The sequence below is a fragment of the candidate division WOR-3 bacterium genome (genome assembly GCA_039802205.1).
Classification (GTDB): Bacteria; Hydrothermota; Tepidihabitantia; order SM23-42; family JAOAFX01; genus JAOAFX01.
In genome coordinates this window covers 19982-33798 of sequence record JBDRWD010000005.1, presented here as the reverse complement: position 1 = coordinate 33798, position 13817 = coordinate 19982, and the positions used below count along the sequence as shown (strand labels likewise).

13 protein-coding genes are annotated in these 13817 nt (G+C 44.5%); 6 read left to right on the top strand and 7 right to left on the bottom strand.

The window, feature by feature from the left end:
• Nucleotides 1-40: 40 nt before the first annotated feature.
• From ABIL39_01910 to ABIL39_01885, 6 genes are all read right to left on the bottom strand, one after another.
• Complete coding sequence (locus ABIL39_01910; protein MEO0164876.1) at nucleotides 41-1636, bottom strand: secretin N-terminal domain-containing protein; 1596 nt, start codon at nucleotides 1634-1636, stop codon at nucleotides 41-43.
• A 3-nt stretch (nucleotides 1637-1639) separates the two neighbouring features.
• Nucleotides 1640-2038, bottom strand: a complete 399-nt coding sequence (locus tag ABIL39_01905) for a hypothetical protein (GenBank protein ID MEO0164875.1) — start codon at nucleotides 2036-2038, stop codon at nucleotides 1640-1642.
• Nucleotides 2016-2588 carry a type 4a pilus biogenesis protein PilO gene (gene pilO, locus ABIL39_01900; GenBank protein MEO0164874.1) on the bottom strand — a complete coding sequence of 191 codons (573 nt, stop codon included), beginning with the start codon at nucleotides 2586-2588 and terminating at the stop codon, nucleotides 2016-2018. Before pilO ends, ABIL39_01905 begins: the two co-directional genes overlap by 23 nt.
• Nucleotides 2585-3187 carry a PilN domain-containing protein gene (locus ABIL39_01895; GenBank protein MEO0164873.1) on the bottom strand — a complete coding sequence of 201 codons (603 nt, stop codon included), beginning with the start codon at nucleotides 3185-3187 and terminating at the stop codon, nucleotides 2585-2587. The genes pilO and ABIL39_01895 overlap by 4 nt, the downstream gene beginning before the upstream one ends.
• Entirely contained in the window at nucleotides 3187-4227 is a 1041-nt protein-coding gene (gene pilM / locus ABIL39_01890) for a type IV pilus assembly protein PilM (protein ID MEO0164872.1), read from the bottom strand. Before pilM ends, ABIL39_01895 begins: the two co-directional genes overlap by 1 nt.
• An 817-nt stretch (nucleotides 4228-5044) precedes the next feature.
• A complete protein-coding gene (locus tag ABIL39_01885) occupies nucleotides 5045-7180 on the bottom strand; it encodes a T9SS type A sorting domain-containing protein (GenBank protein MEO0164871.1) in 2136 nt (711 codons plus the stop codon).
• Nucleotides 7181-7294: 114 nt separating this feature from the next.
• Between ABIL39_01885 and ABIL39_01880 the strand changes: the two genes are divergently transcribed.
• Complete coding sequence (locus ABIL39_01880; GenBank protein MEO0164870.1) at nucleotides 7295-8590, top strand: thymidine phosphorylase; 1296 nt, start codon at nucleotides 7295-7297, stop codon at nucleotides 8588-8590.
• On the opposite strand, the gene ABIL39_01875 is transcribed toward ABIL39_01880, so the two are convergent.
• Nucleotides 8567-9889 (bottom strand): HD-GYP domain-containing protein, encoded by a 1323-nt coding sequence (locus ABIL39_01875; GenBank protein ID MEO0164869.1) that lies wholly within the window; start codon nucleotides 9887-9889, stop codon nucleotides 8567-8569. The genes ABIL39_01880 and ABIL39_01875 overlap by 24 nt on opposite strands.
• An 89-nt stretch (nucleotides 9890-9978) precedes the next feature.
• Here ABIL39_01875 and ABIL39_01870 point away from each other — a divergent pair, with 89 nt between their 5' ends.
• The 5 genes from ABIL39_01870 to ABIL39_01850 are packed head-to-tail and all read left to right on the top strand — an operon-like array spanning nucleotide 9979 to nucleotide 13790.
• Nucleotides 9979-10524, top strand: a complete 546-nt coding sequence (locus ABIL39_01870; protein ID MEO0164868.1) for a LemA family protein — start codon at nucleotides 9979-9981, stop codon at nucleotides 10522-10524.
• Between the two features lies 1 nt (nucleotide 10525).
• Complete coding sequence (locus ABIL39_01865) at nucleotides 10526-11425, top strand: M48 family metalloprotease (protein MEO0164867.1); 900 nt, start codon at nucleotides 10526-10528, stop codon at nucleotides 11423-11425.
• Complete coding sequence (locus ABIL39_01860; GenBank protein MEO0164866.1) at nucleotides 11307-12158, top strand: DUF3108 domain-containing protein; 852 nt, start codon at nucleotides 11307-11309, stop codon at nucleotides 12156-12158. Before ABIL39_01865 ends, ABIL39_01860 begins: the two co-directional genes overlap by 119 nt.
• A complete protein-coding gene (locus ABIL39_01855; protein MEO0164865.1) occupies nucleotides 12154-13185 on the top strand; it encodes a sugar phosphate nucleotidyltransferase in 1032 nt (343 codons plus the stop codon). Before ABIL39_01860 ends, ABIL39_01855 begins: the two co-directional genes overlap by 5 nt.
• Nucleotides 13182-13790, top strand: coding sequence for an SPOR domain-containing protein (locus tag ABIL39_01850; protein MEO0164864.1), 609 nt, complete (start codon nucleotides 13182-13184; stop codon nucleotides 13788-13790). The genes ABIL39_01855 and ABIL39_01850 overlap by 4 nt, the downstream gene beginning before the upstream one ends.
• Nucleotides 13791-13817 lie beyond the last annotated feature (27 nt).

The window sequence follows — 13817 nt, the reverse complement described above, 5'->3', positions numbered from 1 at the left end:
GTGCTTCGGGGGCGTCTAATAAAGTTATGATTTATGTTTCTTATTTAATTATCGTGGGCGTAATAAATATCAACAACTCGCGGTCTTCGTAAGTTGTTGTCGTCTCACGGAATAAAGCACCGATGATGGGAATATTTTTAAGAATCGGTATCCCCCGCACATTCTTTGTTTCTTTCTTTCGGATAAAACCACCGATGACCACGGTATTCCCATCTTTCACCAAAACCCTGGTATCGGCCTCGGAAGTGGTGATTATCGGACGTCCGGCAAGGGCTGAAGCACGGTCTAATTCACTTACCTCAGCATGGATCTCCATCGTTATTTCTTCGAGGGAATTGATGTGAGGAGTAACTTCCAGTTTTGTACCCACGGTATAGAATTGAATAACCGTATTACCTGCCATATCTCGGGTTGGGATACCGAAACGCTGACCACCGAGTATTGATGCCTTTTTGTTATCCACTGCTGAAACCCGTGGTGCTGAGATGGTATTTGCCTTGCCCTTCTCTTCGAGCATGTTTATTGTAGCATTTACCTGGGCCAAGGATGGAACCGTACCAACATTGAAAACCCCATAACCCGCGATTGCTGGGGTGGGATTACTTGTCACATCAACTCTCAAAAGTCTGCTTTCCAGCCCTTTGAGTGTCCAGTTGATACCCAATCCCTGAGACTGCGAGGCATCGATATCCACCACCTTCGCCATAATTTCTACTTGAGGTGTCGGGGTGTCGAGAAGTTTGACCAACTGTTTAATCTTTTCGTGAATCGGCTCCACATCCGTCACAACCACCGAATTCGTCCGTTCATCGACATTTGCCTTACCCTTGGGTGAAAGCATCGCCTGTATTTTATTTAACATCTCAGAAGGATTAGCAAATTCCAGTTTATAGATGTTAGAAATAAGAGGCAGATCAAAATCTTGTTTATCAAGGTTTTCTGCGGTATCGACCCGAATCACACCAGGATCCTCACGGTATGCATACCCAGCTGCTCGTAGAATTATCTCCAATGCCTGTTTCCAAGGAACATTATGCAATCTCACCGTAACCGTTCCCTTTACATCCTTTCCCGCGACAATGTTCACCCCAGCATACTCAGAGAGTGCCCGCAAAACGGTTAAAATATCGGCATTTTCAAGGTCGATGCTGATCGGCCGGCCTGTGATACTTACTGGTGGCCGGGCAGTAGGAACTACCGGTGGAGGTGCTTCGGTGGGGACGGTGCTCATCGCCTGGGCTGTCAAAGCCTGCCAGGTGGGGATAGGTGCTGTGAGTCCGGTGAGCAAGGTTACGATAAAATTGTTACCTTCAGTGGTGGTTAAAAAAGAATAATCCTGATTCAGTTTGGCGACTACCCGGACCAAGTCGGGTTGCCCGGCAAAGCCAGTGATGGAGATCTCTTTTATCCCGCCGCTATTGAGAACATAACTTCTACCGGTGAGCGCACTGGAAACCCCTGAACAGTCAACAACCAATCTTGAGGGATCCTTCAAACTGAATGCATTGGCGATGAAAGGACCATCGGATTCAATGACCAATTTGGTATTAACTCCTTCCGATTTTACCACTATATCCTTGATGATTGTTCCATTGAGCAGTGCGAGAATTGAAAGAATTGTTAACAAAAATTTCATAATTTACCTCCTTTCTTTTCCCTCTTGGAGTCGTAATTCATACTTGGTCACAACTCCGGCATGCATGATTTCAAAAACTATTGCCTGATTATTAATTTCACTAACATGACCACCGGCAACGCGGTCGCCACGCTTTAAAATGTAACCATTGTCCTGGCCATCTTTTACCAGTGCATAGTACCCGCGGTCTCCCCACAAAATCCCGATGAGACGCAAATTTTCCGGACTTAAATGGCCAGTCTTACCACCACCCAATTCGAGCCCGAGCAAAGGAACGAAGGGATCCCTCCGACCAGCGGGTTCATAGTTATACTTCTCTACCGGGAATAGCGAATCGGCGGCGGGTGTCTGATTAAAAATTAATAAAACACAGATAAGATTAGCGACGGCGTGGAATACCACTTGGCACCTCCTGTGTTTTAGCCACAGTGTAAGTAATTGCCTGCAATTCGGCTTCGGTGCTTCGATCCTTCCCCGGAACGATCTTCACCGAAGGCACATTAACAATCCGGGGAAGATTGCCGAGATTGGAAAGAAATCTCCCCAGTTGATGATAGCCACAAGCCACCTTTATCTGAACAGGAATCTCGGAATAATTCTGTCTCGCCACCGGGCCACCAGGTTTGAATAAAAGAAAACTGACACCCGCTTTGGTACCCGAATTAGAGATCTGCTGAATCAATTTTGGAATCTCTTTTTCCTGAGGCAACATCTCTTTCGCCACTTCCCATTCGGCTTCCAGTCGGGCAATCGTCGCCTGCAATTCCGGGAGCCGGGCTTTCGCCGCTTCGGCTTCCTGAACTTTTATCTGCAATGAATCTTTTCTTGCGGTAAGGGCTTCAATCTTTTTCTGATTCGCAGCATAGGGGAGTTTGAAAAAGAGCACGAGCACAATTATCAAAATAATAAAAAACGCAATCGCCTGTTGGGTTTTTGTCTCCTTTAAATTCATCTTGTACCTCCTGCTGAATCAATCTTAACATTTGCGGTTAAGGTAAACTCCATCATCTCCTGTTTCTCCACAGTCTTTTTTTCCAGAACCGTGAGGTCGACATTGCCAATGTAGGGTGATTCCTCCAGACGATTCATAAATTCCGCAACGAGTAGATTCGATGCAGTCGTGCCCTTGATGTCAATGTTCTGGGAAGAAACATTGAGCATTGTCAGCCATGTGAATTCTGGGAGGCGTGCAGATATCTCATCGAGGATGTGAGCAATAAGAAATCTATTCCTATTTAGTTCTTTAATTGGGCTGAGGAGGGTCATTAATTCCTTCTCGCGTTTTTTCAAGCTATCCACCGTGGCGACATACACTTTTAATTCATCAAGTTTCGTCTGTAATTGGGTAATATCACGGTTTAATCCACCAATCTTACTCGATTGTATAATCAGAAATAGCGCGATAATGATCACAACCACCGCAATTCCCAGGATATAAAGGGCACCCAATTTCACGGCGGGTAACTTAATGGCTGGGGCCCCGGGTTTTGCGGCTTTTGCCTTTGGCGCTTTCGCCTTTTTAGGGCTAGGCGATAGATTTATTTTTATCATTAGTCCCCCCTTAATGCAAGTCCGACAGCCTGAGTAAGAAGCGGTCCCACAACCTCAACCCCTTCGGGTGCAAAGATGGAGGGGTCATATAAAATGTTCTTAAAGGGATTGAAAATTTCTACATTCATATTCAATCTTCGTTTCAGGTAATCAACCATATTTGCAATTAGTGCACCCCCACCGGTTATGTACATCTTGTTCACACGTTCTTCTCCGGTCACCGTAGAAAGAAATTGTAGACTTCTCTCAATCTGTGTGCTCAGGTCATTAACAAAGGACTCAAAAACTGCGTGGATTGAATCGCTCGAGGCTCCCACCGGAATTGTTCCTTTTACGGCATTTGCGGCATCCTCATAGTTAAAACCGATCTCTTTCTGCAACTTATTGATATAAGAGTTGACACCGTAATAAACATCACGAGCAAGCAATGAGGAACCACCCTTTATAACATTGATTATCGTCATGCCCGCCCCGATATTAACCAAGGCGATGAGCTCATCGGGACTGGGTTGATAGTTGTATTCAAAGGCATTCTGGAGCGCAAATGCCGCGGTGTCAATGATCACAGGATTTAAATTTATTTCCTTTAAAAGGGCTGTGAGGTTGTTTATGAGTTCGTTCTTTGCTGCAACCAACACCACTTCTTGCTGATTTTCACCGTAATTCGGATTGACCACATCAAAATCAAGAGATACTTCATTGATATCAAAGGGTACATATTGTTCCGCCTCCCATTTTATCTGTTCCCGGGTCTCGGCTTCACTGAGGCGGTCCATTACGATTCTTTTTATTATCACATCCCTACCTGCTAAACCAATCACCACATCCCGAGTGGTGATGTTCCTAGTCTCAAAAAGCGTTTTTATTGAGTCCAGAACTGCTTCACGGTCGATAATCTCACCTTCCACAATTGCATCCGGCAAGATTTTGGAAATACCGTAATTTAATAATCTCTTGGTCTTGCCGGGAAGAAGTTCTACTACCTTGGTTTGGCTTGACCCAATATCAAGACCGACCACTCTCTTCTTTTTTCCAAACATACGCACTCCTTTGCTCTATTTTCCCAAATCATTAATTTAAACTAATCTGGGGCTATTCCCCCAAAATTTTAATTTGAATATTATATATATAATTGCAAGAATGTCAAGAGTCAATTGCGCTGAGCCTCTCCACATTTTTATAAAATGTTTTATTTAGTGACAATAAAACCTATGGGCAAAATTGGTAAGGGCATCCAATAATTTCAGTGTCGGACAAGGTTTTGATTGATGCCCTTCGTAGGGCAAGCCTTTCGCATTGCATAAATAAAAAGTTAGTCGGGTGGTAACCGGTAAAATGGTAGGCGCAGGCTTTAGCCTGCGGATAAATGTTTTTAAATCCCAGGGTATTTCGCACCCTGAAGGGTGCGGCTACCGCTAATAATTTAGCGCATAAAAATGATTTGACAGAGAGTGGAGAGGACTTAGTCGATTTCTGAGTCCTCTCCACTCTCTTGAAGTTATCTTTCACACCTAATGGGCTATCAATGGCAGAGAAAAACTTTTATTTATATACAATTATCAGTGTAGGACAAATCTTCGGGTTTGCATTCTTTAATTCTTGCAAGGCTAAAGCCCTGCGCTACGAGAGGAGAACAGCCAGACATTCTCCGAAATAGATTTTATTGTCACTAAATAAAACATTTTAGTGGAGAAGATTCAGGCAAGATTTCCGGATGCGCTTAATCCCGTTTCCATAATCTTTTTCATCTGGTTCTTTTTCTATTCTGACTCACAAAAAACCGCACCGTATGCAGATCATTCAAAGAGAATTTTAACATTGAGGTGTTTTCGGTTTAGAGGATTAGCAAAAATTCAGTTATCTGATAAGAACAAATTTTTTACTAATCACTCTATTTTCCGCCTCAAGTTTTATAAAGTAAATCCCACCGGGAACGCACCTTTTGTGATCATCCTCACCATCCCAGTAAACAGTCTTTGCCCCGGCAGGCTCATGCACCCGATTGACCAGCCGCCGCACCAGCCGGCCCGTGACATCGTAAATATGCAGGGTGACTGTGCCGGTTTTAGTGGTAGTATAAGTGATTGGAACATGTGCGCCTGTCGGGTTAGGCAACTTGATGAGAACCTGCGATGGATTTTTTTCAAGGGAAAAGTTTTCCTCAATGCCTGGAGAATAGCCAGTATGGAAAACTTCGTGCTCCGAAATCAAAGTTCCGCCCAAGTAACCACTGGCAATAAATATACCTAAGTCGCCCAGTGCCGTCAGGGTCACCACGATTGGTGAAACATTTCCTACTGGATGTGGTTTTGGTCTATTCCAGTTTGTCCAGGTATTGGTGTATGGGTTATAAGACCAGATCTCATCGCTGGTCCCTCCGGTTATCTGGCCACAAACAAGCCAGAGCTCTTTGTTTATCCGGTCTATACCACTGGGCACCCGATACCGACCCACCATTCCCGGGATCAGTGCAGGTGTGCTCCAGTTGATTTGTGCGCAGTTATTGGGGTTTATCCTGCCCACAATATAATCACTCCGGTAGACCGCTGAACCATCATAGCCACAGGCCACAATAGCAAAGGTATCAATTATTCCACCTGCTGCACAACCCCGACCCGGACCAGGGATATTGGTCGCTTGGCTCCAATTATCAAGGTATGTATCATAAAAGTAAACATTGGTATGGGGTAAGACGATGCCTCCCCAGTTACCACCTCCGAAAGTGAAAATGAGGGAATCTTTATAAACACCAGAAACCATATCAATATTAGCCATCGGACAATCTGCACCCCTTGTCCACTGTGAAGAAACAGGATCGTAGATCTCGACCCGGGCTATGGGTGTGGGCCAAGAATCAGTACCACCTATCCGGTAATATTTACCCCGAACCCCCTGGGCTGTTCCGTAAGCCCCACACCCATAGGGATTGATTGGTCCCGCAATCCACTGATCTGAATTTATCTCATAAATCCAGGTCTGATGGGTATAACCCGCTGAGGTATTGAGTCCGAATACCATATATCGACCATTATGCAATGTTGCCAGGGAGTGCCCGGAGCTCGGCTGTGGAAACTGAGCCGGCAGAATCTCCCAGAATGTTTGATTAACGATACCAGTTTTCACCAATGTATCATTCAGGGGATTCATATCACTGGTTAAAACGGTAAATGCTTTGAATAAGTAAGACATACCGACATTGACACCACTCCTCCATTCGTCAAAGGTGATGGTAGTATCCGCGCCCGGATAAAGAGTTACATTCTGAATGCGGTGATAGATAACAATCCCTGAAGAGTCGATTTGAAAGTGGCCCTGGAAAACCTCTTGATTCCCTCCGAAGTTTTTAAATATTGCGGTAGGATGATATATCGTATGGGGCAGCAGATTCTCCGGAGGTTGAAGAATGGCAATCGTGCCCACATCATGGTCCGGTATGTATAACATTCCATTTATCGTTACATTGTCAATTGCCCCATACCATTGCCAGCCACCGCCGTCATCATAGTAGACATAAACCTGGATTTTTGGATAGATCTTATAGGCACTAACATCTGCCGAATCCCATTGCCCTAAAACATCGGAGGTGTAAATTCTTAAAGGCACGACACGCCAGGTGCTATCATCAAAATATTTAATCCCCATCTCTAACCGTTCTGCACCGCCGAAGAAATTGTATGTTACACCCCATTTTAACCAGGTGGTGGTGGAATCCGGAACAATGAGCGGAGAAAGGGCAGTATCTTTAAACACAGGTGCGCCAGGACCAGCCGATGCATCATCAAACCATAAACAGAAATCTTGGGCATCAGGTGGTCTCCAACCCGGGTATAGATTGGAGCTTGCGATACCCCAGGCATTGGGGAATTGATAGCTACTGGTGTGTGTCCAGTCTTGCCATCCCGTTTCAAATGACCAGACGATTGTCTGACCAACCTTAGTCTCATGTCCTCTGCTTGCTGCAAGTATCATAAATCCCATCAACAAATATCCCATTTGGACTCCTTTTCTCTTAATTTGATAAATTATACCCACCCCTTTAATCTTTGTCAACTTTTTATCGATATTAGACCGTTGATTTTTCTTTAGCCCACGGATATAATAATCGTGATGGGATATAATTTCCTTGATATCCTCATCAAAAAAAGAAACGGGGAGAAACTCGATGCTTCTGAGATTGAATCATTGATTAATGATTATACCGCCGGTCTGATCCCTGATTATCAATTCGCTGCCTTCCTAATGGCGGTCTATTTTCAAGGTATGGATTTTGAAGAAACAACCTTTTTAACCAAAGCCATGCTCCAATCCGGCTCCATTCTCGATTTATCAGACATTAAACTGCCAAAGATAGACAAACACTCCACCGGCGGGGTAGGCGACAAAATCTCCCTAATTCTCACCCCGCTCGTTGCCAGCTGTGGTATCTGTATACCCATGATTTCCGGTCGGAGTTTGGGTCATACCGGAGGTACCCTGGATAAACTGGAGGCAATTCCTAAATTCAGAACCGATCTGAGTTTGACGGAATTTAAAAAACAGCTAAAAACAATCAATGCTGGTTTTATTGGACAAACCCAGGAGATTGCACCGGCAGACCGATTAATTTACAGTCTACGGGATGTCACTGCCACGGTTGAATCTATTCCGTTGATCACAGCCAGTATCATGTCCAAAAAGCTTGCTGAAAACCTTGATGGTCTGGTGCTGGATGTAAAATTCGGCAATGGCGCATTTATGAAAGATTATAAAAAAGCAAAACAACTTGCCCATTATCTGGTCCAGACCGGCAAGAAATTCGGAGTAAAAACGATCGCTGTTTTGACCGACATGAATGATCCCCTGGGTGCTTATGTGGGTAATGCCCTGGAGGTTATGGAGGCGATCGAATGCCTAAAAGGAAAAGGTCCTCCAGACCTAATGGAACTCACCTTCACCCTTGCATTACTGATGCTTAAGCTTGCGGAAGTAAAGGGAGGAACAAGACTTTTAAAAGAAAAAATTGTGAGGGGTGAGGCATTGAGGAAGTTCAAGGAGATCATCATTGCCCAGGGAGGTGATGCGCAAGTGATAGAAGACTACGGAAGACTACCCATCGCCCAAAAGCGCCGTCTATTTCATGCACAAAAGAGTGGTTATATCCAAAGGATTGATACACAAAAACTGGGTATTTTAGCGACGAAACTGGGGGCTGGGCGATTAAAAAAGGAAGACCAGATCGACCCGGGTTGTGGTTTTAGAATTTACAAAAAGACAGGGGCACGGGTTGATAAGGGAGAACCGCTGGTAGAAATCTTCTCTGATGATAAACAAAAGGCAGAAGCAATCCTCAATGAATTACCCTCGGTGTTTTTGATTGGCAAAAAGCCTAATTACCGATACTTAATCAGGGAGATTATCCGGTGAAATCTCGCAATTTTCTTGGTACAATGATTCAATAAATTTTTCCACTACATACGGGTCAAATTGCTTACCGCTAAAATTCAGCAACTCTTTTATCGCCTCCAGCTTAGTCTTCGGTGGACGATAAGGCCTTTCCGAAAGCATCGCATCGTAGGCATCCGCCACCGCCAGAATCCGGGCTAAAAGAGGAATTTCATCTTCTTTTAAACCGTGGGGATATCCAGAACCATTATAGTGCTCGTGATGAAAATATATGATATCAAGGATCTCATGAAATTCACTCATCTGACTCAAAATCTCCTTCCCCAATATCGGATGTCGAAAGATGTAAGAGCGTTCTTTATCAGTCAATGGAGATTTTTTGTTGAGGACGCCATCCGGAATACCAATTTTGCCGATATCGTGGAGAAGGCAGGCTTTGCGTAAAAGTTCGATCTGTCGTTCTTCAAGATTTAAACGGCGGGCGATCCGGACCGCATATTCTGCTACCCTCAGGGAGTGGCCAGCGGTGTATTTATCCTTGGCATCAATCGTGCGGGCAATCAACTGAACAAATTCATCAAAACTCTTTACGTTCTTTTGCAACAGGAATTCCAGATTCGCTAATGACCGGTGGTATTCCCGAATAAGGCGGGCATAATTAACCAGAATGAAGATACCAAAGGAAAGACTGATGATCACCATCCCCAAAGAAAAAGTATTTTCAAAGCCAGGTAACAATGGGCTCCCGCGTAGTTTACCACCATAATCAAGCAGGCCACATAGCAGGCACAATCCAAGACCAACCGGCATGATGATCTGCAATGCCCGGTCTTCCAGCTTATTGGCATAGATGAAGATGTTGCGATAAGAGAGGATACAGACCACAAATAACAAGGAGGCAAAGATAGGATAAAATCTTCCCAATTGCGCGAAGTAGTAATTATGGTAAAGGATTGGTTCGGAGGTAATAATAGCGCCCGTGAATAAAGTCATAATTGAGGTGAGTGCGAAAACACCCAAACTCCACTTGATCCAAGGCTTTAGATCGCTCTCGGTGAGGGCATTCACCAGCAACGGTACAGTGATAAAATATGACCAGAACCCCAGATATTGCATCCGGACAAAAACAATCGCCTGTGCCGGGATATCGTTACATTCCAATAATAACTGGCACAATACCGTAAAGAAACCAGAGAGAAAAAAAGGCAGCACGCGACAGAAGCGCTTGCTATCTTTAAGATTCAAACAAAGATATCCAAGCGCCAAATTTATAAAAAACAGAAGAACCAATGCGGGAAGAGTAAAAAGGGACGGGGCCATCGGGCTTAAGTCTATTCAAATTTCAAAGAATGTCAATAGCCAGTTGACAAATCATCGATTTTAAATAAAATAAAGAAAATGGAGGTTAAATGACAATTTTTTTGATTATCATTATCATTCTTCTGGTCTTATGGGTCTTCGCGATCTACAATAGTCTTGTGACCAAAAGGGCCAGGGTGGATAACGGCTGGGCACAGATTGATGTTCAATTGAAACGACGCTATGATTTGATTCCCAATCTGGTAGAGACCGTGAAAGGTTATGCCGCACACGAAAAAGAGGTTCTTGAAAAGGTTGCTGAATTACGTTCCCGGGCAATGGGTGCCACCAATCCTAAAGAGGCAGCGGAAGCGAACAACATGCTCAGCACCACATTAAAGACTCTGTTTGCAGTTGCAGAAAATTATCCCCAGTTAAAGGCGAACGAGAATTTCATGAGGCTCCAGGAAGAGTTAACCGCCACTGAAAACAAGATCGCTTTTGCGCGCCAGTTCTATAACGATGTGGTGATGGATTATAATGCCACGATCCAGAAATTCCCACAAACAATCATCGCCTCAACCTTCAATTTCAAACCGCGGGAGTTCTTTACCGCCCCTCCGGAAGAGAAAGAGGCGGTGAAGGTAAAGTTCTGAGATGCGCGAAACACTCTACGACCAGATCGCCGCCAACAAGCGCAAGACATTTATCTTTATCGTTGTCACCAGTTTATTTTTGGGTGCCTTTGGTTATATCGTTGTGACCTTATTAGATTGGGGGACAGCCGGCTACATTTTCTTTGCCTTACTCATCATCATTTACAATTTCGTTCTTTATTACAATGCCGATAAGATCGCCCTTCTTTCTACGGGTTCGGTTCCCGCAGACCCGGAAGAATTCAAACAACTCCATAATGTAGTAGAAGAAGTGGCAATCGCGGCTGGGGTACCAAAACCCAAAGTCTACATCACGCCCTCGCCCGCGCCTAACGCCTTCGCTACCGGAAGAAATCCCAAGAATGCTGCAATCGCCGTGACGACCGGTCTATTGGAGATCATGAATCGGGAAGAATTGCAGGGGGTAATTGCCCATGAGATGGCTCATATTCGCAATTACGATATCCTGCTCATGACGGTTGTCTCGGCTATCGGGGGGTTAATCGTTCTTTTGCGCGATTTCTTTTTAAGAAGTTTTCTCTGGGGTGGGAGAAAAAGAGAAAACCGGGGACGGGGTGGCGGCATATTAATTCTTTTGGGACTTGTGCTTGCAATCATCGCCCCATTATTCGTTGCGCTCATACGTGCTGCCATCTCGCGCCAGCGGGAATATCTTGCCGATGCCTCGGGTGCCTACATCACCCGGTACCCTCAGGGGCTTGCTCAGGCACTCCGTAAATTGAAAGAATACTATCAACCGTTAGCAAGGGCATCGCAGTCCAATGCTCATCTTTTTATTGCCAATCCTTTTGGCAAAGACCGCTTTGAGATCTCAAATCTCTTCGCTACACATCCCCCGATCGATAAAAGGATTGAAAGGCTTAACCGCCTTGTTCTATAACGAACATGGATTTGCTCTCATGAGAAAAATTTTTTTTATTTTCTATCTCCCTCTTCTCATGTCCGCCTCGTCTTCTAAAACCTTCCTTATGCCAGGAGAAAAACTTATGTTTGAAGCTCATTATGGATTCATCAATTTAGGCACCCTCATTCTGGAAATCACGGATACCGCGACAATTGCGGGTAAAAAGTGTTATCTGCTCTCTTCTTTCCTTAACTCCCATCCCGATATGCGTTTTATCTTTTCTATTAACGATACGCTAAATACCATGACCACGGTGGACGGATTGCTCCCGGTTAGTTATGAAAAGAGAATTCATGAAGGCAAGTATTCTGCACATCAGAAATTTCAATTCTGTCAGGAAAGCCTTTATGTGCTCACTGCCGGGTCAAAAATCAACATCACCCATCCTGTGAGGGATCTCCTCAGTTTCTGGTATTACCTCCGTCTCGTCCCGCTCGTTTTAAAAGATACATTGATTTTGTGGATTTTTGAGCGCAACGAAGCCCATCGTATAGAGTGTCTTATTCAAAAAAAAGAAGTAATAAAAACCCCACTGGGCAAATTCTCGACAATCCGTGTCACACCGCGAACTGCTGGCAAAGGCATCTTCGGTGCAGGCGGAAGCATGGATATCTGGTATACCGACGACCAAAATCGGCTACCCGTTCAAATCCGCACAAAATTAAAATTCGGGACGGTTAATTTTAAATTAAAGGAGGTAAGAAATTAAAAGTTTTGCACTGATCCTCGCTGGTGGGCAAGGTGAACGTTTCTGGCCCTTAAGCCAACCTGATTTTCCCAAACAATTCATCAGCATCTTCAATAATCAGCCCTTAATTAACCAGACCCTTGACCGGATCAAAGACCAGTTCACCAAAGAGAGGCGCTTCCTCATCATTCCCCAAGAGTTAGAAAAAATCACCCGAAGATTTGTAGGCAATGAAAATTTAATAATTGAACCCGACCGGAAGAATACCGCACCGGCAATCTGTTTGGGAGCAATGATCCTAAAACAAAAATACGGTGACGGCATCATCCATGTACTACCCGCCGACCATATTATCAACGATCGAAAGAAATTTCTAAGATATCTCCATGCCGGGGCAAAAATGGCAGAGGAAGGTTTTATGGTTACCTACGGAATAATTCCGGAGCGTCCGGAGACTGGCTATGGTTATATAAAAATTGGCCGGATCATCAACGAATGCAATGGCATTGTCAGTTTTTACGGCGAGAGGTTTACCGAAAAACCATCGCTTAATAAAGCAATCCAGTACCTTAAAACCAAAAAATATCTCTGGAATAGTGGTATCTTTACATTCCGGATTATCAATCTTTTAGATGAAATGAAGACTCTCCTTCCCGAGGTGTATCAGGGTGTGGAGGATTATTTAAAATTTAAAAACAAAAGATTTTTCGCTGCAATTCCCGCGATATCGATAGATTATGGACTCATGGAAAAAACCCGACGGATTTGTGTAATCAAATCGGATTTTGGTTGGGATGATGTAGGAACCTATCTTGCCTTGGAGAGATATTTTAAGAAAGACAAAAATGACAATATCGCAATAGCGGATGTAGTCGCCCTTGATACTCAGGATTCAATTATTTACTCTGACAATGTGCCGGTCCGTGTCTGGGGTGTAAAGGGACTGGTGATTGTAGCAAGCCCCAGAGGGGTTCTCGTTTGTAAAAAAACACGGGTCCCCGAACTTAAAAAATTAATTGCTGGGGAAAATAAAAGGAGGTCAAAATGACGAGAAAAATACTCACAATAAGTATCATTGCGTTTTTCCTTCTCTGTGCGCCTAAAAAGACCACAATAAAAACTGAAGGCTTAGAAGAAGTGGTAGTCTTCGGTGAAGAGGGGAAAAACATCTCCGAGGAACCTGTCTATCCCACACCTTCGCCCACGCCACCCGAACCTGAAGTCTCTGTCGCTCCGCCAGCTCCAGAAGTTCCCCAATTGCCAACGATCCCAGAAATCACTCCTGCGCCAGTTGAAGAAGTCACGGTCGCACCACCCCTTCCTCAGCTACCCATTGAGGAACCAGTATCACCCCCACCTGCTCCTCCGACCGTAGCCCCTGCACTCCCTACCACACCTTCTGCCCCTCCGACTTCGGTTTATGGTTTTCGGGTTCAAATCTTCGCTTCGGCTACCCAGAAAGGTGCTTCAAAGGTCGCCGATGACGCCCGGAGCATCTTTGGAGGCAAGGTCTACATCGAACATACCCCACCTTATTACAAAGTCCGGGTTGGGGATTGTCTGACCAAAGAAGAAGCTGAGGCCCTAAAAAATCTCGCGATCAGCAAAGGCTACCGAGGTGCATTTGTTGTGGAGACAATGATAAATCCTTAAAAGGAATAAGGGGGGATATCCCCCCTT

What these genes read in the sequence shown, in the direction of transcription:
- ABIL39_01910 (MEO0164876.1), bottom strand. Translation starts at nt 1,636, where the DNA reads ATGAAATTTTTGTTAACAATTCTTTCAATTCTCGCACTGCTCAATGGA.
- ABIL39_01875 (MEO0164869.1), bottom strand. Translation starts at nt 9,889, where the DNA reads ATGGCCCCGTCCCTTTTTACTCTTCCCGCATTGGTTCTTCTGTTTTTT.
- ABIL39_01860 (MEO0164866.1), top strand. Translation starts at nt 11,307, where the DNA reads ATGCTCATCTTTTTATTGCCAATCCTTTTGGCAAAGACCGCTTTGAGA.
- ABIL39_01850 (MEO0164864.1), top strand. Translation starts at nt 13,182, where the DNA reads ATGACGAGAAAAATACTCACAATAAGTATCATTGCGTTTTTCCTTCTC.
- pilO (MEO0164874.1), bottom strand. Translation starts at nt 2,588, where the DNA reads ATGAATTTAAAGGAGACAAAAACCCAACAGGCGATTGCGTTTTTTATT.
- ABIL39_01895 (MEO0164873.1), bottom strand. Translation starts at nt 3,187, where the DNA reads ATGATAAAAATAAATCTATCGCCTAGCCCTAAAAAGGCGAAAGCGCCA.
- ABIL39_01865 (MEO0164867.1), top strand. Translation starts at nt 10,526, where the DNA reads ATGCGCGAAACACTCTACGACCAGATCGCCGCCAACAAGCGCAAGACA.
- ABIL39_01870 (MEO0164868.1), top strand. Translation starts at nt 9,979, where the DNA reads ATGACAATTTTTTTGATTATCATTATCATTCTTCTGGTCTTATGGGTC.
- ABIL39_01885 (MEO0164871.1), bottom strand. Translation starts at nt 7,180, where the DNA reads ATGGGATATTTGTTGATGGGATTTATGATACTTGCAGCAAGCAGAGGA.
- pilM (MEO0164872.1), bottom strand. Translation starts at nt 4,227, where the DNA reads ATGTTTGGAAAAAAGAAGAGAGTGGTCGGTCTTGATATTGGGTCAAGC.
- ABIL39_01880 (MEO0164870.1), top strand. Translation starts at nt 7,295, where the DNA reads ATGGGATATAATTTCCTTGATATCCTCATCAAAAAAAGAAACGGGGAG.